The 20,561-nt window shown below is 59.9% G+C and carries 23 protein-coding genes and 1 tRNA gene; 8 read left to right on the top strand and 16 right to left on the bottom strand.

Annotation, left to right across the window (positions count from 1 at the left end; all coding sequences use genetic code 11):
• The first annotated feature begins 569 nt into the window (after window positions 1-569).
• Window positions 570-1,196, top strand: a complete 627-nt coding sequence (locus NGM28_RS16815; RefSeq protein WP_252090818.1) for a hypothetical protein — start codon at window positions 570-572, stop codon at window positions 1,194-1,196.
• A gap of 513 nt (window positions 1,197-1,709) precedes the next feature.
• Here NGM28_RS16815 and NGM28_RS16810 read toward each other — a convergent pair.
• From NGM28_RS16810 to NGM28_RS16800, 3 genes are all read right to left on the bottom strand, one after another.
• Window positions 1,710-2,270 (bottom strand): fasciclin domain-containing protein, encoded by a 561-nt coding sequence (locus tag NGM28_RS16810; RefSeq protein ID WP_502943866.1) that lies wholly within the window; start codon window positions 2,268-2,270, stop codon window positions 1,710-1,712.
• Window positions 2,271-2,343: 73 nt separating this feature from the next.
• Window positions 2,344-3,048 carry an anti-sigma factor gene (locus tag NGM28_RS16805; RefSeq protein ID WP_252090817.1) on the bottom strand — a complete coding sequence of 235 codons (705 nt, stop codon included), beginning with the start codon at window positions 3,046-3,048 and terminating at the stop codon, window positions 2,344-2,346.
• A complete protein-coding gene (locus NGM28_RS16800) occupies window positions 3,045-3,620 on the bottom strand; it encodes a sigma-70 family RNA polymerase sigma factor (RefSeq protein ID WP_252090816.1) in 576 nt (191 codons plus the stop codon). The genes NGM28_RS16805 and NGM28_RS16800 overlap by 4 nt, the downstream gene beginning before the upstream one ends.
• A 173-nt stretch (window positions 3,621-3,793) precedes the next feature.
• Between NGM28_RS16800 and NGM28_RS16795 the strand changes: the two genes are divergently transcribed.
• The 3 genes from NGM28_RS16795 (at window position 3,794) to NGM28_RS16785 (ending at window position 5,668) form a co-directional block, all read left to right on the top strand.
• Entirely contained in the window at window positions 3,794-4,321 is a 528-nt protein-coding gene (locus NGM28_RS16795; RefSeq protein ID WP_027917244.1) for a DUF3455 domain-containing protein, read from the top strand.
• Between the two features lie 103 nt (window positions 4,322-4,424).
• The gene (locus NGM28_RS16790; RefSeq protein ID WP_252090815.1) at window positions 4,425-4,973 is read left to right on the top strand and encodes a sigma-70 family RNA polymerase sigma factor; all 549 of its coding nucleotides are present in this window, start codon (window positions 4,425-4,427) and stop codon (window positions 4,971-4,973) included.
• Entirely contained in the window at window positions 4,970-5,668 is a 699-nt protein-coding gene (locus NGM28_RS16785) for an anti-sigma factor (RefSeq protein ID WP_252090814.1), read from the top strand. Before NGM28_RS16790 ends, NGM28_RS16785 begins: the two co-directional genes overlap by 4 nt.
• A 131-nt stretch (window positions 5,669-5,799) precedes the next feature.
• On the opposite strand, the gene NGM28_RS16780 is transcribed toward NGM28_RS16785, so the two are convergent.
• From NGM28_RS16780 to NGM28_RS16725, 12 genes are all read right to left on the bottom strand, one after another.
• Window positions 5,800-6,876, bottom strand: a complete 1,077-nt coding sequence (locus NGM28_RS16780) for an RES family NAD+ phosphorylase (RefSeq protein ID WP_252090813.1) — start codon at window positions 6,874-6,876, stop codon at window positions 5,800-5,802.
• A 214-nt stretch (window positions 6,877-7,090) separates the two neighbouring features.
• Window positions 7,091-7,300 carry a hypothetical protein gene (locus tag NGM28_RS16775; RefSeq protein ID WP_252090812.1) on the bottom strand — a complete coding sequence of 70 codons (210 nt, stop codon included), beginning with the start codon at window positions 7,298-7,300 and terminating at the stop codon, window positions 7,091-7,093.
• A gap of 577 nt (window positions 7,301-7,877) precedes the next feature.
• Window positions 7,878-8,732: a coiled-coil domain-containing protein gene (locus NGM28_RS16770; protein WP_252090811.1), complete on the bottom strand. Its 855-nt coding sequence runs from the start codon at window positions 8,730-8,732 to the stop codon at window positions 7,878-7,880.
• 89 nt (window positions 8,733-8,821) lie between these two features.
• On the bottom strand, window positions 8,822-11,716 hold the full coding sequence (locus NGM28_RS16765; protein WP_252090810.1) for a DUF927 domain-containing protein: 2,895 nt from the start codon (window positions 11,714-11,716) through the stop codon (window positions 8,822-8,824).
• The gene (locus NGM28_RS16760; RefSeq protein ID WP_252090809.1) at window positions 11,709-11,996 is read right to left on the bottom strand and encodes a DUF3077 domain-containing protein; all 288 of its coding nucleotides are present in this window, start codon (window positions 11,994-11,996) and stop codon (window positions 11,709-11,711) included. Before NGM28_RS16760 ends, NGM28_RS16765 begins: the two co-directional genes overlap by 8 nt.
• Window positions 11,993-12,280 (bottom strand): hypothetical protein, encoded by a 288-nt coding sequence (locus NGM28_RS16755; protein ID WP_252090808.1) that lies wholly within the window; start codon window positions 12,278-12,280, stop codon window positions 11,993-11,995. Before NGM28_RS16755 ends, NGM28_RS16760 begins: the two co-directional genes overlap by 4 nt.
• Before the next feature lie 540 nt (window positions 12,281-12,820).
• On the bottom strand, window positions 12,821-13,153 hold the full coding sequence (locus NGM28_RS16750) for a hypothetical protein (protein ID WP_252090807.1): 333 nt from the start codon (window positions 13,151-13,153) through the stop codon (window positions 12,821-12,823).
• Window positions 13,150-13,410: a helix-turn-helix transcriptional regulator gene (locus tag NGM28_RS16745; protein ID WP_154211779.1), complete on the bottom strand. Its 261-nt coding sequence runs from the start codon at window positions 13,408-13,410 to the stop codon at window positions 13,150-13,152. Before NGM28_RS16745 ends, NGM28_RS16750 begins: the two co-directional genes overlap by 4 nt.
• 98 nt (window positions 13,411-13,508) lie before the next feature.
• A complete protein-coding gene (locus tag NGM28_RS16740; RefSeq protein WP_252090806.1) occupies window positions 13,509-14,258 on the bottom strand; it encodes a hypothetical protein in 750 nt (249 codons plus the stop codon).
• Window positions 14,259-14,535: 277 nt separating this feature from the next.
• Entirely contained in the window at window positions 14,536-15,825 is a 1,290-nt protein-coding gene (locus tag NGM28_RS16735) for a tyrosine-type recombinase/integrase (RefSeq protein ID WP_252090805.1), read from the bottom strand.
• Between the two features lie 161 nt (window positions 15,826-15,986).
• Window positions 15,987-16,062, bottom strand: a tRNA-Thr gene (locus NGM28_RS16730).
• A gap of 58 nt (window positions 16,063-16,120) precedes the next feature.
• Window positions 16,121-16,531 carry a pilin gene (locus NGM28_RS16725; protein ID WP_062575174.1) on the bottom strand — a complete coding sequence of 137 codons (411 nt, stop codon included), beginning with the start codon at window positions 16,529-16,531 and terminating at the stop codon, window positions 16,121-16,123.
• A gap of 227 nt (window positions 16,532-16,758) precedes the next feature.
• Between NGM28_RS16725 and NGM28_RS16720 the strand changes: the two genes are divergently transcribed.
• The 4 genes from NGM28_RS16720 to yacG are packed head-to-tail and all read left to right on the top strand — an operon-like array spanning window position 16,759 to window position 19,656.
• On the top strand, window positions 16,759-17,967 hold the full coding sequence (locus tag NGM28_RS16720) for a type II secretion system F family protein (protein ID WP_252090804.1): 1,209 nt from the start codon (window positions 16,759-16,761) through the stop codon (window positions 17,965-17,967).
• Between the two features lie 2 nt (window positions 17,968-17,969).
• Window positions 17,970-18,836 (top strand): prepilin peptidase, encoded by an 867-nt coding sequence (locus NGM28_RS16715; protein ID WP_252090803.1) that lies wholly within the window; start codon window positions 17,970-17,972, stop codon window positions 18,834-18,836.
• Window positions 18,836-19,459: a dephospho-CoA kinase gene (gene coaE, locus NGM28_RS16710; protein WP_011535704.1), complete on the top strand. Its 624-nt coding sequence runs from the start codon at window positions 18,836-18,838 to the stop codon at window positions 19,457-19,459. The genes NGM28_RS16715 and coaE overlap by 1 nt, the downstream gene beginning before the upstream one ends.
• Window positions 19,456-19,656 (top strand): DNA gyrase inhibitor YacG, encoded by a 201-nt coding sequence (yacG, locus tag NGM28_RS16705; RefSeq protein ID WP_011535705.1) that lies wholly within the window; start codon window positions 19,456-19,458, stop codon window positions 19,654-19,656. Before coaE ends, yacG begins: the two co-directional genes overlap by 4 nt.
• A 151-nt stretch (window positions 19,657-19,807) precedes the next feature.
• On the opposite strand, the gene NGM28_RS16700 is transcribed toward yacG, so the two are convergent.
• On the bottom strand, window positions 19,808-20,515 hold the full coding sequence (locus NGM28_RS16700; protein ID WP_252090802.1) for an energy-coupling factor ABC transporter permease: 708 nt from the start codon (window positions 20,513-20,515) through the stop codon (window positions 19,808-19,810).
• Window positions 20,516-20,561: the final 46 nt, after the last annotated feature.

Genomic DNA, 20,561 nt, shown 5'->3' with positions numbered 1-20,561 from the left:
CGCGGGTTGGCCGACCGGGACGAAAGGGGCCCGGCACACCCGAAGGTGTCCCGCGCACCACCGCCATGACGCGACATCGCGGGCACAAAAAAAGCGCCTGCGATGAAGACTGGGCGCTGTTGCGCCTTTCGATTCCGACCGGCCAAGGTCGCGTCGCCGATGCTTCGGCGACGGAGGGAATTTATTCCTTGGGGCCTGCTTATGCAAGCTTGGGATGCTCAGGAAAAGGCGATGGATGCTGCGGGAAACTGCCTACAACACAAGGGCGCTTAGATTAGCCTCCTCAGCAGGCCGGTTCGGCGCAGATGAACGAGGTTTGATCGAGGTCTACAAAGAACGGTGCGGAGACAGGAACCGAATAACTCTAGATAGACCCAATGAATACTGGGACTCCAAGAAAACCAACCCTACACGTATCCCTATTTGTATCCCTAAACCAAAATCCACCCCAGTTGCTCGCCCGCGCTAGGCCCGGACCGCACAATCGTGCCAGCCAAGATAGCAAAGTGCTACTAACCCTCAGCCACCTTTGGTATTTTTTGCTCTCTCCCAAGGATGAGCGCCAAAACATGAATGCCAACCAAGCGATAAGCAGAGCCTTACAATCTCGTTTCAAAGCCTTCAAGAACCGGAAGGACGACGATTATGAAAGTGAAGGGATTGCTAAAGGGGCAGCTGTCCTCGCCATGGACGTTGGAATTTTGACGAACGACGCGGTACTCATCTCGGAAGCACAAGAGGTGATCACCTACATCGCTGAATGGCTTAACCTGCTGGATGAACAGCATGATCAGCAGATGACGGAGTGGCATGATGAGCTGGAAAAATCCCAAGAGGCCCGTCGTCAAGCCTACCAACTGATCAAAAAACTGGTAGGTAGAGAGCTCCATGACCCGCGCTGGGGGCTCCTCGTGCAAGCCTATCAGGAGGCCTTCCCCACATTCTTGGTGAGAGACTCGGTCTATGTACGTATATCGCCAAAGGAATCAGCCAGCCGCCTCCGCCAGGCTCTGGCCGATTTAGTCAAAGAACAGCGCTTGGAGCGAGCCCCTACTATTGAGGAAATTCAGGCACTGCTGCCGACTGCCAAAGAAAATTTGGTTGAGAGCACCCTCCGCTACCTGGAGCGCGCGCTACCCGGCTATGAGTTTCGAGCCCACGGTTCGATGAGGGAAGGCGGTAGCCTGGAGCCTTAGCCTGAAGAACCTTTCTTCAACGGGGTCAATGCTCCCTCCCCTTGATCTTAAGGCTGGTCACAAGCTCATGATCTCTTCGGATCTGTTCCAGTCCATCCTGAGCGTTTAAAAAACTGCACGATTCACCACTGTTCACCAGGTTCACCGGTTCACTAAGCTGAGCAGCCAGCCGCTAACAAGATTTCGCGGGTTTCCTGCCCCGTATCTAGTCGCATCTCTCAGGGTCCCCGGCGGCGCCCAGGGTCGGGAAGTGAGGCCTTGCTTCAGCCGCTGAAGGCACGAGCAAATAGGGGGCTTGGGGTCGCTAGATAACCGCCATTCTAGGAGTCGTGTAACAGGTGTACTGGGTGTAACGACGGCACACAACCCATTGATCTTAAAGGCTTAAAAGGTGATACACCGCCATGTACTCGCTCTGCTCTGATTAGTGTAACAACAGACCTGGTGTAACCATGGCTGTCCGCTATCGACCCATAGCGGACATCACCAGAATGCCCGCCATGGCCGACAAAGTTACTTCGGCATCAATACCGTATCGACCACATGAATCACGCCATTGGCCTGCATCACATCGGCGATGGTGACTGCAGCCTTGCCGCCCTTGGCGTCCACCACCCAGAGCTGATTGCCATTGAGCATCACGGTCAGCGGTTCACCCTGGACGGTTTTCAGCATGATCTTGCCGCCGTGCGCTTTGGCCTCGGTCATCAATTGCTTGGCGGTGAGGGTGCCGGATACCACGTGGTAGGTCAGGATTTTCGTCAGGTCGGCTTTGTGCTCGGGTTGCACCAGGGAATCGACTGTGCCGGCAGGCAGCTTGGCGAAGGCTTCGTTGGTCGGTGCAAAGACGGTGAACGGCCCTTTGCTGTTGAGGGTGTCGACCAGCCCCGCCGCTTTGACCGCCGCCACCAGCGTGGTGTGGTCTTTGGAGTTCACCGCGTTCTCGACAATGGTCTTGTTGGGGTACATCGGGGCGCCGCCGACCATGGGAGGGCTGGCGGCGAAACCGGGGGATGCGGCCAGGCAGAGGGCGGCCAGGCAGGTCGCGGCAATGCGTTGAACAAAGGTAAGCATGATGCGTCTCCTCGATTCTTCGGCCTTCGGATGAAGGTGTGGAATATACGGAGCAGCAGCCCGAATGGATGCATCACAACGACGTTATTTTCCCCTGGGCGATGACGGGACCGGTCGGCAGCCCGGTCGGCGAGCCGTTCGGCGGTTCCAGTGACACCGCCAGCACCGCGCCGTCGGTCAACGCATCAGCCAGGTCCGAGGGCACGGCCAAGGCTGTGGCGGCGTTGTCCGGCAGCAGGCCAAGCGAATGCGCTGTGCCATCGCCACCGATCAGCCAGGCCTGGGCACTACGATTCTGCCAGGTGGCGGTTTGGGTGGGGACGAACAGCACGCTGGCTCCACCGGCTTGAACCGTCGCGGCAAACAGCGTGATCCCGTCGCTCTGCTCCAGGCGGGCAAGCATTGCGGGCGGCGCTGGAGGGGGCGGCTGCAGCAGCGTGATCACGCTTGCCAGCAAGCCGGCCGCCAGAGCCGCCGAGGTCCAACGCCAGAACCCGAGGCCGCCCCACCAGGCCGCTCGTTCTCTCGGCTGCTGGTTGCCAACAGGGAACAACTGCGCCTCGATCGCCTGCCAGACATGCGCTGGCGGGCTGGCCTCGGGCAGCTCATCGAGCCAGCAGGCAAAGTGAGACTGCCACGCGGCAATTGCCGCTTGAGCACTCGGGTCCTGCGCAGCCATGGCCTCGACCTGAGCGCGGTCCTCGGCGCTGAGCACGCCCAGCACGTATTCGGCAATCAACTGATCGCGTTCGTCGGATGGCACGCCTTGCTCGTTCATAGGCCCAGGCACCCACGCAAGACCAGCAGCCCGCGACGGATCCAGCTTTTCATGGTACCCAGCGGGACGCTGTGGCGTTCGGCCAGCTCGGCATACGAGCAGCCCTCGAAGAATGCCACGCGGATATAGCGTTGCTGATCCTCCGCCAGCGTTGCCAGGCAGCGATCGATCGCATTGCCCTGGCGTTCGCGCTCGACGCTGTCGATGACCGTGTCCTTGGCAACCCATTGCTTGGCGGCTTCGAGTGGCTCGTGTACACGCCGGGCGCGGCGTCGGTCGATGGCCTTGTGCCGAGTGATGGTCGCAAGCCATGTGTAGGCACTGGCGAGCCCGGGGTCGAAACTGGAAGCCTTGAGCCAGATACTGGTGTAGGCCTCCTGCAGCACTTCTTCTGCCTCGGCGCGATTGCCCAGGTAGTACAGGCAGATCCCGAACAGCCGGGCCGAAGTGGCGCGGTACAGGGTTTCGAAGGCCAGCCGGTTACCGCTGCCGCAGGCCTGCAGCAGCACATCTTGTGCCTGGGCCTCGGTTTCCCCTGCGGTGGGATCCTCGGTGTTCGGTCTGATAGGCAAAGGGGGCGGTCTCCTGCGGCGCATTCATCCACTCTAGCCTGCTTTGCAAGTGCTGCCCGGGTGGCCCTGGCGCAGTTTTTTTCAATTCGGTGCATCCAGTCCACCCGTTGGCGGGTATTGCTTATGGGCGGCCTCTGTCTGCCCAGCCAAATGACCTGTCAGGAGCACTACCCATGAGCCTCAAACCCTACGCCTGCCTGTTCGCCTGCAGCATCGCCCTGGCGCTGCAACCCGTTCACGCCCAATCCGCACTGCCAGATGCGGTCAAGGTCCCCGATGGCCATCGCGTCCTGCTCGAGACCGTAGGCGTCGGCGAGATCACCTACGAGTGCCGCGACAAGGCCAACACCCCCGGCCAGACCGAATGGACCTTCGTCGGCCCCAAGGCCGTGCTCAATGACCGTGCCGGCAAACAGGTAGGCGATTACTACGGCCCACCCGCCACCTGGCAGGCCAAGGACGGATCGAAAGTCACCGGCACCCAGCTGGCGGTGGCTCCCGCAGACAAAGGCGCCATACCCTATCAACTGGTCAAGGCCAACCCGGCCGAAGGCAATGGCGCCATGCAAGGGGTCAGCTACATCCAGCGCCTGGCCACCCGCGGCGGCGTGGCGCCGGCCAGCGACTGCACGGCGCAGAACAAAGGTGCCAAGCAGGTCGTCCAGTACCAGGCCGACTATGTGTTCTGGACAGCCAAGTAAGACGCACTTGAGCAGACACCTTGCAATCGTTCATCTACGCTCGTTGGCAAGCCCCCGGCTGGATGGCCGGGGTACCTTGCATGACACAAGGAAGCTGCACACGTTGAACTCGCCTGTCGCCCCCTTCGACTTCCACCGCTGCCTGCTGGCCTGCGCACAGGGCGACCGGCGCGCCCTGCAGGCGCTTTACGACCACGAAGGCACGCGTCTGCTGGGCGTTGCCCGGCGCATCGCGCGTGACGACGCCAGCGCAGAAGACATCGTCCACGATGCATTCATCCGTATCTGGACCCGCGCCGCCAGTTTCGACCCGACACGTGGCTCGGCGCGCGGCTGGATCTACAGCATCACCCGCCACCTGGCACTGAATTCGATCCGTGATACCCGCCGTGAAACCGTGCTGGACGAAGCCGATATGGATACTACTCCGACACTGCACGGGGGACTCGATGACATTGACCTCTGGTCAGGGTCGGCGAAGATCTACCGTTGCCTCGAAAAACTGCAGCCTGCCCCGCAGCGTTGCATCCTGCACGCCTATGTGGACGGCTGCAGCCACGCCGAAATCGCCGGGTTGCTGGGGGCGCCATTGGGCACCGTCAAAGCCTGGATCAAGCGCAGCCTCAAAGCATTGCGGGAGTGCCTGGAATGAAGCCGGATACTGCCGAGGAACTAGACGAACTCGCCGGCGAGTTCGTGCTGGGAACCCTGTCGCCACAGCAACACGCCACAGTGACCGATCGCCTGGGCAGCGATCCGGCTTTGCGAGCCGCCGTGGATGCCTGGGAGGCACGTTTGCTGGAGCTGACCGCGCTGGCTGCACCGCAGCCACCGAGCGCCCGCCTGTGGGGCCGTATCCAGCGCAGTCTGAATGAGCTGGCTGCGCCCGCCGTACAACAGCGAGTCAAATGGTGGCGACGCCTCGGCCTGTGGCAAGGGCTGAGTGCTGCGGGGCTGGCTGCAAGCGCGGTCCTGGCGTTTACCTTGCTTACTGCGCCCCCGCCCACCACTCGATTCGTGGTGGTATTGGTGGCGCCGAGCAACCAGACCGCCGGCTGGGTGGTGCAGGCCAGCGACAGCCGCATGATCGAGCTGATCCCGCTTGGCCAGGATGCGGTCCCCGAAGGCATGGCCCTTCAGTTCTGGACCAAGGGCGAACAGTGGCAAGCACCGGTTTCGCTGGGCCTGGTGAAGCCCGGAGAGCCCTATCGTGTTCCGTTACAGAGCCTGCCACCGCTAGAGGCCAACCAGTTGTTCGAACTGACATTGGAGAAATCCGGCGGTTCGCCTACCGGGCTGCCGACGGGGCCGGTGAAGTTCATTGGTCGCGCGGTAAAAGTGATTTGACCAAAAAGGTCTACAACCACTGACCGCTATGAGTCGATAGAGCTCGTCCACGACGGTCAGCTTTCGACCCAAAGCTGCCCTTCAAGGAAGGGCAGGAGCCGCCGTTGATCTGATAACATCTAACATTTCGGTCAATACTGCACGGGGCCGAAGTGTCCTCTATATCCGACCTGAGTGAGTACCAAACGATTAATGCATTGGATGCTTACCAGTTCGTTCTCAAGCGGACGTCCAAACAAGGCAAAATTTTTGATTGTGTATGCCTCTGCGTATTTTACCCGATCAGGATGACAGCGCCTTAGTGACAAACCATATGCGGTTTCAAAAGGATGGCCGCCAGTGCGAATCAAACTAAAGAACGACGGGTAAATTATGCCGTCGAAGCCCGCTTCTTTGGCCGCCAATGCAATTGCTCTGGAAATCTCATAGGAGTGAGAACGTGCCAGAAAGAGCATATGGATAGCCATATCCAAGCTTTCGAACTCCGTCACATCTTCTTCGAGTAGATGAGTAAGATCCAAAAGCCTTAAATTCCGCTTGGGCTCTAGGGTAGCAACGTAGATGTCGTCATCTGTCGATGCTCGACATTCATGAATGCAAACGTCGATGTCCTGCGATCCGTACATGATGGGAAAGCCTGGCGAGTCGAGTCGCCCCTTTCCAGCGAGTGCAATAGGTGGGCTGTCATACTCTGCCGGATCAGCTGGACGTTGTGGGCAGATTCGTAGGCGATAAAATTTCTGCCCCATTTCAAGTGTCTTCTCTGGGTATTCCTTCAATACGCGCTTGATGATTTTCGACCGCTTCAATTCGTCTTGAAGATCCTTAAGTGGCTCGACTTCGCCAACCATCCAGAGGCGTGGACCGTAGTGGAAGAAGCCAAGCTGAGCAGCCTCCTCAAGAAGCCTGATGTCATCTTTGAGCCAGATCGAGGGCGATATATCGCTCCTCCCAAAGTGATGCTCGTTGCACTGAATAACAGGCGCTGCACCGTAGTCACAACGGACGGTAGTACCACCCACAAAAAAACGCCATGCAAGAGCTTCAATAAGCTCCTTCGTCAGCTTTCGGCCTTCTTGGCTGTGGCAGTTCGGACATTCCACATGCTCCTCAATGCCGAGTTTGAATGCATCTATCCGCAGTCCTTCATCCGTGAAACATTCAGAACAAAGGAGAGTTTGATTCATCTTCGCAGTTTCTTCTGCCATAGTCATACCGAGGATATTTTGATGGTGTGGAACTCAAAATTTAGACCAAGCAGATCGCTCCGGTTTTGGCTCAATTGGGCCGGTTGCTATGGTCCGCTTCTGGCCGACTTCTGCCCTGCACAAAGGACCGCTTTGGGTCGAAGGCAGCTAAGCAGCCGCTCTTCCAAGTAACTGAAGCGCATTCGGGTATTTTCGATACAGCTCACAAAGCCCGCTAGTGACGAATAAGTGGTTGATGTCCTAGCGCATAGAGCTGATAGTCGGTTACGACTTGAAACGCTGACTCGGCAATAACACGCAGCCGCTCCACCTGTTCGGGAGTTTCGCCAGAAGCTTCGGCCTCGTGGTAGTTGCGAAGCGCGACAAGCGCCTCCTGCATCAGCGGCTCGCCGGCCTCAATCATCCCTGAGAAGGTTCTTTTCATACGTTTCTCCCTTTGTAACCTTGAAGTGTAGCCTTTTGCATGTCCGAAAAAAGCCTCAAGGCTACGTAGGAGCCAGCCTCTAAGATTAGAACCCCTTCACCACGGGCTGCTAGTGGTTGGAGGCAGGTGGTCGCGACTGACCGCAATCGACCCATAGCTGCCCTTTGTGGAGGGCAGCGAACGGCCGAGAGTGGACGGTCATCAGAGCCGATCAGTCAGCCCTATTCGCATAGGCTTCGCGAACCTTGGAGTGGCCTGAGACCACCGCTCTTAGGATCAGCAGCCCTCGATAAAGTAACTCCTCGCTCCTCTGTGGCTCAAACCAGTGGCCGTTGAATTTCCCCCCATGGAACAAGTTGTACCTAACTCTGCACACGAGGCGCAGAACGAGGTCTGCTTGGCTCTGATGGTCGGGAAGCTGCGTCGACCAACTGAGGACTCTGTCTACAAGCACTTGTTTTTTAGGGGGATGAGTAAGGTAGTACTGGATCGCGCCTGCAGTTTCCGCATTTTGATTAGATAACACGTAGGAGCACCTCAACCATAAAACAGCCCGCATCTGCGGGCTGTGTCGGGGTTACGCTTCCAGCAGGTCTGCTAGGGTGACGCCTTTAGAGCGGTCTAGCACATCATCTCGCTGGAGCTCTCTAGCTGAAGGACCGAAACCAGGAATCGATAACCTTGATAACGCCATGGCAGCACCACCGCGATGACGATTGGCGGCCAGGATCCGAGCCCCCACGACCGCGAGCTGCTCAGCCAAGTGATTCCACTCATCACCGAGAGCTATCTCGGTAGCAGCCAAAGCTGCACTCTGCGCCTCCTGCCCTTGTTTCTGAGCATGTGCGATCTGTGCGTCGAGCGAGTCAATCTCTGCCTGCAAAGCAGTCGTCAGTAGTTCTTGCCGCCTTGCGTGTTCATCCGCCTCAACGAGCTGGTTACTTGCTTTCTGCATCTCGGTGTTAGCCGCCTTTTCACCTTTGCTGTCACCAGAAGCGATACTTCGTGCATACAGGTTTGCTGCGTCCAGCTCGGCCTGTCGAGCCGCTTCAAGCGCCAACTCCATATCTTTCTGAATTGCTTGGAGGCGTCCAAAGAGGAGCCTGCGCTTCCCCTCCAAGATTGAGATCGCGCTAGTTGAATCAGACATGATCTGGCGGGCTTGTGTCTTGCTTTCCTCGGCATTTTCGAGGCGCTCACGATACTCTATCTCGTTGTCGAGCTTCTCCAGCTCCGCAGAAATGCTACGAACGCGACACTCATCAGCGGAAATCTTTTCCGCGGCTGCGGTAGCTTCAGGGCTACCTACACAATTGCCGTTGCGCCAAGCATTCGGCATGTCTCGCCAAGCTGAGAGTTGACCTGGAATACTGGCCTCAAGCGCATCACGTTCAGCAATCAGTTCATCTCGCTGTTTTTTGAGTTCATTCATAATCGATACCTAAAAATGGGATTGTGTTGTGACCGGGGCTGGCAAGACCGCTCGCTGCCATCGCTACCTCATGGATTAGAGGTGGTGGTTCAAGCGGCCTGCGCTTCGTTCTCAGCCGGTTCAGGGATCGTCACGACAACGTAGCAGCGCTGCAGTCCAAGGCCGGGCAGGCGCACGGATACGGAGGCCTTGCCATCCTTGCCAGGCTCCAGTACTCGACGCCGCAAAAGCTCTTTGTTCACTGCATTGAGGTTCATGCCGCGGAAGATCTCAGAGCGCCAAGCTTCCGGGAGTACGTAATAGGTCGTCGTCGTGTGCGCCGTGTCACCCATGCCATGCTCCATAGACTTGCGAAAGCCAAGTCGATCAAGGGTGCGTGGACCATGTTCATCGAGCTTGGCAGCAGCAGATTCCCATCGCGTAAAGCGGCTTTCTCCGAACCTCTCGATCACTTGGCGAAGGCGAGCAAGAACTGCATCACCTTCCATGTTCCCGGCGCCGCCTCGCTCAGCCAACCAGGCCCCCAGGCATACGCGAGCGGAGTCGAGAGCCAATCCATCCGGCCATCCAGTAACGCCCAGGGCGGTGGCCAGCTCTCCAGCCGCCGCTGCCAATCCGAAGCGAGTAGCAGCACGCTGAGCCTGTCCGCTCGCACTGATTGGTAGCGCCTCTGCGGTGAAACGCTCCACGGTGCTGCGGACCATAGCTACGTAGGCGCGCAGTTTGACCGGGTCGCACAGGGCCGACAGGAATGCTAAGGCAGGTGATCCGTAGGACTTGGCCACACGGGCTTTCAGAGCATCCGAAAGCGCAGCCGCATCTTCAAAACCATGCAGCTCCTCGAACAACCCCAGACCTTTTCCGGCATCAGCCGGCACGGCTAATAGCCGTACTTCCATACCTGCTTTCAAATCCTTGTTTGCTTCGGCCATGTGCTGCGCAAGAGTCTTTTCTCCCGTGGAAAGGAACAGCAATCGCCATTCTTGTATCTGGCGGCCGCTCATCCCACGGTCGTTTGCCCGGGCTTTGCCTGTGCCGTTGCCAAGCATGTAGACCGTTTCCCCGATGATCCTCGGATCGCACATCCCGATTTCATCAAGCACCAAAAGGCCGTCGGAGTGTGCCGCCGCGATACTCTCTAGCGCGTTATCTGTAGAACGCCAGGAACGCACAAGGCGTGGCCCTCCCCAAACCGAAGCGGCCACCTGTAAATGGGTGGTCTTCCCGCCCGAGCTATCGCCATAGAGGTGGAAACCGCCTGATTCATGTCCAAGCAAATGCAGCACCGCACCAGCAAAAGCTACGCACACGACGAATGTCAGGCGGTTGTTCCCCACGCACAACGTGCCGATTTGCTGTTGCCACTGCTCTAGTGTTCCAACTTGGGTAATGGGCGGGAGCTGGGCGCCGGCTTCGTAGAAGTGCAGGTATTCAGTGCTGGCACCGATCTGCCGATCCGGCACCAGGTAAGCATTCCCATGCCAGCCCAGACGAGTGACCAAGCGAGCGCGCTCGGAGCCGTCATAGCCTTGCAGGTAACTCTGCAGGTCGTTGCGCGAATTGCGAGCAGTACGTACGGGCGCCAGGCGCAGCCCCATATCGACCAGTGGCGCGAGCACCTCCTTGCCAAAGTCACCCGCCATCGCCCTGGCCGGAATGTTGAGGCGCTTGTTGGCACCATCTGGATCATCGAACTCCACCAGTAGGCCCCATCCGTGGCCTTTTTCGTCACGGGTGCGAGCCAAGATCTCTAGCCGCGAACAGACCGGTCGTGCTTCGCCATCCTCACCGGCATAGAACACCCCATCCTTTGTGACACGAAAGCCGCTCGGGGCCGGGGCGGTTTTCTTCTCGAATTGGGGCTTGGCCTGGCCAGTGGCTTTGCTCTGCTTGGTGGGATTGGGCGTGGCGGCAGGTGCGAGGGCAAACAGCTCCCCGGTGCGTTGCAACTCCGACAAGTGTTGGGCTGTCCAGCCTTTGGATTGGGCATCCGCCGCATCGTCACCTTCGCGCCACTCACCGCCTGGCGCGAAAATGGGGCGCTCACCGTCCATACCAGGGAGTTGCCTGAATACAGTCAAAGCTACCGTCTGAACCGAGGCAGCTCCAAGCTTCCGAAGGTGATCGGCCAAGGCATCCATGCACTTCAAGCCTGGAGCATCGTTATCTGGCCACAGCAATACTTCACGCCCGACTAGCGCCGCGAAATCAGCCTTCTGCCAAGAGTTCGTCCCGTTAGGCCAGCAGGTGGCAACATGCTCGGGCAACAGCTCGGCAGCGGCATCGGCGGCCTTTTCACCCTCGCACAATACGACTGGTGCCGAAGGACGTTTAGCCAGGTCATCAAGGCGCAGGAGCGGGCGTGGCTCCGACAAGCCCTGCCAGCGCCAGGCAAGCGAACCGTTAGCAGAGTGTTTACACCAGGTGAGAGGCGCGAAGACTTTGCGCGCCGTGCCGCTCTCATCCGGCCCGAGGTCAAAGCGGTACAGCACCATAAGTGGCTGACCGTTGGCGTCACGGTAAATCCAAACCTTGGAAGGTTTACCGTGCTGCCGGTGCACTTGCAGCACCTTCTGCATTGCCTGCTCAGGAATGGGCAACACGGGCACCCACTCTGGATTTTTGGCATGGCCAGTGGGTGGTGTGACATTGGTGCTATTCGTTGCCTCGACACCGAGGAAAGCCGCCAGCTTGTTGCAAGCTTCCACATCGGTGCCGCGATCAAGGTAGCGCACCAGGTCGATCAAATCGCCGCCTTTGTCACCGGTGGCGAAGTCGCACCAGGTAGCTTTGGCCAGGTTCACCTTGAGCGATCCTGAATGCTTGTCAGCTCGGGTTGGGTTGGGGGCGGTGTACTCCTTGCCGCCGTCTACACGCTTGCCATTGGGAAGCCAGTGGGCTAACACGCGATGAATCGCCGCCAGGGAGGCCGCTTTGACCTGGGCAAAGGTCGGATGCTGGGAGTTGGGGGTGGTCCTACTCATGCTGGGCCCCCTCGGCAATCTGAATCCCAGTGTTTACATCATCGACAAGTGCCTTTGCCTGCTCGCCCAGATAATGTGCCGCCCACACCAGTGCATTGTTGTCTTCGCTCACGCCAGCCAGCTGGGTCAGTTTGTTTACGCAGTTCATGAGCACCGATGCCTGCTCCAATGCTTCCTCACCGGAAACACCCGGGCACACCTTGAAGAGCGGTTGATTCAACGAGTTGTGCTTAGAGAAGGTGACCCCACCTACGGTATTGACCTGAAAGTGCCCGTTCATTTCCGGCCCCCTTCCGCGACATAGGAGGTCGAGTCATCGGCATGCACGACCAGGGTACGAATCTGTTCCAGCGTTCCGAGCACATCCCACAGGGCGCCGAGAATCACACTATTAGCCAGGCGTTGCCCGTTCTCACTCTCAAACTGATCCTCTACCAAGCACAGCACTGCTTGGGCTCGCTCAATGGCGCAGGTGAGCGCATCAATCGGGACGCCTACCGGCGCATTTGCTGTGATACATAGCAGGTCTTCTGGCTGAGAAAAGTGCTGTGTTGGATTGGTCATTGGGCACCCCCGTTTGCTTCCAGGGCGCGAGCACGGGCCATAGCAGCGTTGTAACGCGCCAAGCGGACGGAGAGGGACGAGTCGGCGTGCAGTGCCGCAATGGCACGGGCCTTCAGGGCAGCAATGTGGTTCTGGAGGGCAGACGGATTGAGGGCGTGCATGGGCGGAGCTCCTTGATTTGAGGAGCTGCCACTAATCGTCGCCAAACGATTTAGGGTGGCAGCTGTGCGCAGGTTGGCGAACCGGGAATCAAGGAACCCGGCAGACCCGAAGGTCTCCCACGCACAGCCGCCATAACACAGGAATGCGGGCACAAAAAAAGCGCCAGCATTCGTGATAGGGGCGCTTGTGCGCCTTGATTTCGTCGGGTCGCCAAACCCGGCCGCTGAATTTGCAGCGACCTGCGAAGAGTAACGTGTGAACCGACTAGGCGCAAGCTGATAGGTGCGGGCGGGTTGCATGGCTCTGGGCCATGGCATAGAGTAGGCGGGCAAAGTGAATATCCTCAGACGCCCTCGGTTGCAGCCGGGGGCGTTCTCGTTAGTGAGCAGCGCCCGGGCGGCGCTCAAGCTTGAGCCAGGTGAGATTGCAGCCATGCCGCGCCTTCTCGTACATCTGCCCTAGTGCATCGGGATTGGCGAGCACGTTGGGAACCAACTGCGCCGCATCTCGAATCGTCACGTCGCCAGGCGTCTCGATAGCCAGTAGCCCCCAATCGAGAGTCGGCCAAATCAGCAGCAGAACGTGCGCCCCTTTGGCCAGCGCTTCGTCCCGCAGTTTTTGCAAGCGCGCTAACCGCCCATGTGTTGGAGCCTTTTGGCCCAGTTCGTCGATTGCATCGAGCGCTGCGTGAGGGAGGAAAATTGGCGTCATGCGGCCACCTTGTCACGCGCAGCGATACGAGCGCGGGTCCAGGCCTGAACTTCAGAAAGAACCCAAGCCACGGGAGCGCCGCGGGCGGTGCTGTCAGTGAGTTTCACAGGCTGAGGGAAGGTGCTTTCAGGTTGACTCATCAGCTTGTAGATCGTTGGGCGTGCAAGCCCCACGAGCTCTACAACTTCTTTCATGCGAATGAGCCTGGACGACTGGTCGATTGCCGAGCCGCTCAGCAATGCGGGTTGGAGTGTCATAGCTGTATCCCTGTATTGGTTTTACAGGGCCCAGACTATGGACAAGCTACTTAGTCGCGAACGTTCACTTTACTTTTTTGGTGGTGAACTGGATTGGTTTACATGAGCCAGGGAATGCGTTTGAGGACTTCACCCATCTGAACTTTCGATAGCGACGCCCCTGTTTCGCGCTCCTGCCAGGCACGCAGCTTGCTGTTCAGATTGTGCCTAGCTGTACCTGCACGGACGAGCTCCAGAGCCTTTCCCTCTATAGCCCGATCACGGCTGGCGAGCTCCGTACGGCGAGCAATACCACTCAACACACCGTCGATTTTTCTGTCTGCATGCCTCGACGCTGCGCTGGCCAAGTCACCTATCTCGCAGAATGCTGCGCTTGCTTCAGGATCTAGCCAAGCACTAGCACCAGGCACGTAGTCCTCAATGCAGCAAAGGTGCATCTGGTAGTACTCAAGGGCAGGTATTTCTTGACCTTGAGCAATCAGGTGCTCGGCCAGGCCGCATAAGGCATGGACAGCATTTGCCAGTGCGAAAGCAGCAATAACTTGTACGTCTGCCGCTGTTTCTAGGCCGGTGTAGCTGCGGAACTGAGCCACAAGCTGCCTAGCCCCATAGTGAGAAATCACCTGATAGATAGCATCATTGTATTGCAAAGCAGCGTTGCTCAGCTCTGCGCCGACTTCCTCCGGGAGCCACTGGCGACAGTGATCCATGATGTTCAGTACGGCATCTACCTCTGAAGCGTAATCGCTGAAAACTGGAAGGTTCTTCAGATGCTCCCTTATCGTGCTGGATTCAGTCCGGGTCGGGTGGATGGCCAGCCCATCAATGGACAACGAGTCAGGCTGCATCAACATTCCCCCACGCCCCGGCAGTTTGCGCCGGGCCCGCGATTTGCTTTGACCTGAGAGAGCATGCACATAAACCGGCAGGTGGGCGAGGGGCTTTTCGCGTTACACGGGATGGCGAGGTTACACCGAGTGTACGAAAATATTTTGGTCGGTGTTACGTGCCTAATCCCCAATGATTTCAGCGTCTTGGCCTGATCCGTTACACGGGTTACACCTGGTACACCGGCTTTTGATGGGACAAGCATCGTCATGCCCTCCACCATCATCTCAGTCTGCTTCATGGATGGAGGGACCTCCCATGGGCAAAATCATAGGGAGTAATTGCATCCCTGCGATTAGCATCCAGATAGTCGGCCCACCACTGCACCATAAGTCTCCGCTCTTGTAAGTGCTCAGCCTTATGGATGTAGGCGGCACGCACCGTGTTTCTCTCTTGGTGGCTCATTTGCCGCTCGACCGCGTCTTTACTCCAAAGTCCAGACTCAACCAGTGCAGAACAGGCCATTGTCCGAAAACCATGGCCGCATACCTCTGCTTTGGTGTCATACCCCATTCGCCGTAGCGCTTTGTTCACGGTGTTCTCGCTCATGGGCTTCCAGTGATTGTGGTCTCCCGCAAACACCAGATCGAAACGACCAGTGAGGTTACGAACTTTCTCCAGCACCTCTACAGCCTGTCGGCTGAGCGGCACCAAGTGTGGCGTGCTCATCTTGGAACCTCGATGGGAGTTCTTCACACCCTCAATAGCCACCCTTTCGCCAGGGATTTCCCACATCAGCCTCCCCATGTCTATCTCTCCCCAGCGAGCGAAGCGGAGCTCGCTGGAGCGGATGAACACCAACATGGTCAGCTGCACTGCGAGCTTGGTCAGGCCGCGCCCGCTATCAGCATCTATCCGCTGGAGAAGCTCAGGTAAGCGCTCGAATGGCAAAGCAGGCCGGTGCGCTGTTTTGCGGGTAGCCGTGGCACCTTGCAGATCGATCGCAGGGTTGAAATCCAGGTGGCCATGCTGAACCGCCATGCGGAGTATGCCCGTCATGTACTGGCGTAGGCGTGCAGCCGTATCCAGGGTATCCCGCTTTTCTGCCGCTTTCAGCGGAACAAGTAAATCCCGTGTTTTCAGCTCCGCGACCGGACGATCACCGAGAGTGGGCAACAGGTGGGACTCAATACGTCGCCAAACGGTGGAGGCATGACCAGGTGTCCATTTACGAGCGCAGGCCGCATGCCATTCCTGAGCCAGTAGACGGAATGTATTCGCCCGGGCGTTCGCCGCTTCCTGTTTGTCCAAGCGCGCCTGCTCGATAGGGTCTTTCCCAGTAGCAAGAAGCTCAAGCGCCTGAGCGCGTCGCTCCCTGGCCGCTTTCAAGCCGAGCGCCGGATAGTTGCCGAACGTAGCTAAACCATCACGGCCATCAGGTTTGGTGTACTTCATACGCCAGGTCTTGACCCCTGACGGCTTCACCAGCAGGTAGAGGCCTTTGCCATCAAACAGCTTGTAATCCCTCTCCCGAGGCTTGGCCGCATCACATTTGGGATCGGTGAGAGGCACCACTGTGCGCGCCATAGGGATACGCTTCCTTGTCGAACCGAGATATCCCTAACCATATCCCTAAATCGTGTAGATGCCCAGAGACAAAACGAGACGGATAGAAACAACAAAGCCCGCACTAGGCGGGCTTTGCGGGGCGTTTCGTAGACAGTCATAGACTTCTGGAAACTGGTCTCTGGTGCCGGAGACAGGAATCGAACCTGCGACCTTCGCGTTACGAGTGCGCTGCTCTACCGACTGAGCTACACCGGCGTGTTGCGCAACGTACCACTGCCGTGCTCGTTACGCAAACCCCTGTTTCACCTCACTTTCACGGCGCCTTGCAGCCATTCGGCGCGAGGTCTTCCTCCACCGTGGTCACGCAGCTCCACCCGGCCTGGGTGCGGGCCAGGGTCACGGTCTTGCCCAGCACATTGGCCGGTGCATCGGCCAGGGTGCAGGCGATGCTGGCAGTGCCGTCGGCCGCCGTGCCGCTGGCGGTGATCGCGCAATGGGCGGTGGCGGGCTGGCCGCCGAGGCTGGCGACGTCGGGCACGTCCTTGCCTTCGTTCAGGCGGATGTCCATCGGCGTTTTCAGCGCGGAGATTTCCAGCAGCGCCGCCGCGGCTTTGGCCCGGGCCTGGTGGTTGGTGTACATGGGGATGGCGATGGTCGCCAGGATGCCGATGATCGCGACGACGATCATCAGTTCGATCAGGGTGATACCTCGTTGCCCTTTCATGAACGGTCTTCCTTCGTAATACATGGAGGCGCGGTCGGCGCATTTCATCTTGGGTTGCGCCCCGGCCGGCAGGCGCGCAGTAGGCCTGAACCGACACCTTTTGTCACCCCTGCACGGCAGGGCGTCATCTTCGCTGAACTACTCTAGTGAGCGTCATGGAAACGCGCCCGCCCTCGGGCCCGGCAAGCTGTTACGGGGCTTGTCGCCGCACTGCAAAGGACCTTCGCATGCCACCGTCTACCCGCCTCTACGCCTGGGAGGGCATCGATGCCTCCGGCGCTCGTCAACACGGCCAGCAACCGGGGCGCAGCCCGGCGTTCGTGCAGGCCTGGCTGCAACGCCAGGGTATCCGGGCCACGCGGGTGAGGTTGGCGGGTGGGTTGCAGTGGCGGTGGCCGCAGCGGGCGGGCAAGGCGGATGCGCCGGGGTTCAGCCGGCAACTGGCGACCTTGCTGACGGCGGGGGTGCCGTTGTTGCAGGCGTTCGAGGTGATGGCGCGCAGCACGGTGGACAGCGGCATGGCGGCGTTGCTGGCGCGGTTGAAGCAAGATGTGGCGGCGGGGCTTGGGCTGGCGGAGGCATTGCAGCGGCATCCGGCGTGGTTCGATGCGCTGTACTGCAACCTGGTGCGGGTGGGTGAGCAGTCGGGCACGCTGGACCGGCAACTGGAGCAGATGGCGGGGATGCTGGAGAAGCGCCAGGCGCTGCGGCAGAAGGTGCGCAAGGCGATGCTGTATCCGGCGCTGTTGCTGCTGACTGGGCTCGGGGTGGCGGCGTTGTTGTTGCTGGAGGTGGTGCCGCGGTTCCAGGGGCTGTTCGCCAGTTTCGACAAGGCGCTGCCGGCGTTTACGCAGTGGGTAATCGATTTATCCACAGGGCTGGGCAATCACGTGGGGTGGCTGGTGCTGTTGATAACTGTGTTGGGGGTTGGCGGGCGGGAGGTGTATCGGCGGCATCTGCCGGCACGGCTGTGGATAGTGCGCTGGGGGCTGCGGGTGCCGGTGGTTGGCACCTTGCTCGGGCAGGCGGCGTTGGCGCGGTTTGCGCGCAGCCTGGCGACCTCTTATACAGCTGGCGTGGCGTTGCTGGATGCGCTGGCAACGGTGGCGCCGGTCAGTGGCAACTGCCTGCATGAGCGGGCGATCCTGGCGTTGCGCCAGGGCGTGGCCAATGGGGCAAGCCTGCAACAGGCGATGGAGGCGGACGGGCTGTTCCCGCCGCTGCTGCGCCAGCTGGTGGCGGTCGGCGAGGCCAGCGGCACCCTCGACACCATGCTGGACAAGGCCGCGCTACATTACGAAGAGCAGGTGAGCCAGGCGCTGGAGCAGTTGACCACGCTGCTGGAGCCGGCCATCGTGCTGATCCTCGGGCTGCTGGTGGGGGGCCTTGTCGTGGCGATGTACTTGCCGATCTTCCAGTTGGGTAGCCTGATCTGAACATGAATGCCTGGGCCGTAATCGTCGATCATCCGCCGTTCTTTTACGCCCTGGCCGCGGTGCTGGGGTTGCTGGTGGGCAGTTTTCTCAATGTGCTGGCGTACCGGTTGCCGCTGATGCTCGAGCGCCAGTGGCAGCGCGAGGCGCAGGAGGTGCTGGGGCTGCCGCAGGCCGAGCACGAGCGCTTCGACCTGTGCCTGCCGGCGTCGCGTTGCCCTCACTGCCAGCGCCCGATCCGGGCGTGGGAAAACATTCCGGTGTTGAGTTACCTGGCCTTGCGCGGGCGTTGCTCGGGGTGCAAGGCGCGGATCAGTGCGCGTTATCCACTGGTGGAGATGGCCACCGCCCTGCTGTCGCTGCTGGTGGCCTGGCATTTCGGGCCGGGGGTGGAAGCGCTGGTGGTGATGCTGCTGACCTGGGGGCTGATCGGCTTGAGCCTGATCGATGCCGAGCACCAGTTGCTGCCGGATGTGCTGGTGCTGCCGCTGTTGTGGCTGGGGCTGGTGGTCAATGCCTTCGGGCTGCTGGTGCCGCTGGCCGACGCGGTGTGGGGCGCGGTGGCGGGTTACCTGAGCCTGTGGGCGGTGTACTGGGTGTTCAAGCTGGTGACCGGCAAGGAGGGCATGGGCTTTGGCGACTTCAAGCTGCTGGCCATGCTCGGGGCCTGGGGCGGTTGGCAGATCTTGCCGCTGACTTTGATGCTGGCCTCCCTGGTAGGGGCGCTGGTCGGGCTGACGCTGGTGCGTTTGAAGCGCACACAAATGGGCGCTGCGCTGCCTTTCGGGCCTTATCTGGCCACTGCGGGGTGGATCGCCGTGCTCTGGGGTGATGAAATAGTCGCTTCTTACCTGCAACTGCTTGGAACCTGATGAGCACAGCGCCTTTCACCCCCTGGATTCTCGGCCTGACCGGCGGCATCGGCAGCGGCAAGAGCGCCGCCGCCGAGCGTTTCGTCGAGCTGGGCGTGCACCTGGTCGATGCCGACCAGGCCGCGCGCTGGGTTGTCGAGCCGGGGCGCCCTGCCCTGGCCCGCATCGTCGAGCGCTTCGGCCCTGGCGTGCTGCTGGAGGATGGCCAGCTCGACCGTGGCGCTTTGCGCCAGCAGATCTTCGCGGATCCTGCGCAACGGCAATGGCTGGAGCAACTGCTGCACCCGTTGATCGGCCAGGAGATCTTCAGCTACCTGGCCAAGGCCGAGACGCCCTATGCGGTGTATGTGTCGCCGCTGTTGATCGAGTCGGGGCAGTTCAGCAAGACCCAGCGCATATTGGTGATCGATGCGCCGACCGAGTTGCAGGTGCAGCGCACCCTGCAGCGGGACAACACCAGCCCCGAGCAGGTGCAGGCGATTCTCAAGGCCCAGCTGGCCCGGGAAGAGCGCCTGCGCCATGCCGATGACGTGGTGGTCAACGATCGTGACCTGCAATCGCTGCACGACGAGATCGACCGCCTGCACCACTTTTACCTGACTTTGCGAGGAGGCCAGCCATGAGCCAGCCGATGACCGTTGATTGCCCGACCTGTGGGGCGCCCGTGGAATGGGGGGAGAAGAGCCCGTTCCGGCCGTTTTGCTCGGATCGGTGCAAGTTGATCGACCTGGGGGCCTGGGCGGCCGAGGAGCATAAGATTGCGGGGGCGGAAGAGTCCGAGGATGAGTTGTATTCGGGGGATCTGGAGCCGCGGCATTGAGGCAGGTGCTTTCGGAGCGCTGATTGGTTCGACGTTGTTGGGGCCGCTTTGCGGCCCTTTCGCGGCACAAGGCCGCTCCTACAGGGGAATGCGATCGCCTGTAGGAGCGGCCTTGTGCCGCGAAAGGGCTGCAAAGCAGCCCCAGAAAGCATCACCGTTCTTCATCCTTCCACGGCGCCTGCAAATAACGAGTGCGGTTGAACGTTTCCAGCCACTCCGGGCAAAACACCACCAGGGCACTGATCACCGTGCCGTTGATGAACGCCTCGGGGAACATCATCAGCCATAGATAACCAACGAAGTCGCTGAGCCACTCGGGCATGGCGAAACGCTCGTCCATCCACAGCAACCCCAGCCCAGCCGCCAGGCACACCAGCACGGTCAGCGCGGCGGGGAAGAACCCGGAACAGAAGATATACACGAACAGGTTACGCGGCTGGGCACGCTCGACCAGGATCGCGCACACCTCGGTGACCAGCACCGGCAAGCCGACGATCAGCAGGCCGTTGACGCCAATGGCGGCGAGGTCCTGGCGGCCCAGCAGCAACAGGCCGAGCTGGGCCAGGAAGCCACCGAGCACTGCCAGCGGCCAGTCCAGCAGCAGGGTCACGGCAGTCATGCCGATGAAGTGGTACGACACGCCGGTATCGAAATCGCGCCGCACCAGCCACAGCACGAACAGACAGAACACCGTGCCAAACAGCAGGTGCTGGCGGCGGGAGTCGGTGAACAGCTCCACCCAGCGCGTGCGGCTGGCAGCCCAGACCAGCAGGGGCACGTAACCGAGCCAGCCAAGGGTGAGGCTGGTGCTGGACAAGACCTGTGCGCTGATCACCTGAACACTATCCCTGTCGGCCATGTGGACAAGCCTGAGTCTACACCCATTCTCCCTTTCGTCCGGTTGC

Source organism: Pseudomonas sp. MWU13-3659 (genome assembly GCF_023757525.1).
Lineage (GTDB): Bacteria > Pseudomonadota > Gammaproteobacteria > Pseudomonadales > Pseudomonadaceae > Aquipseudomonas > Aquipseudomonas entomophila_E.
This window is presented reverse-complemented; position numbering and strand designations above follow the sequence as displayed.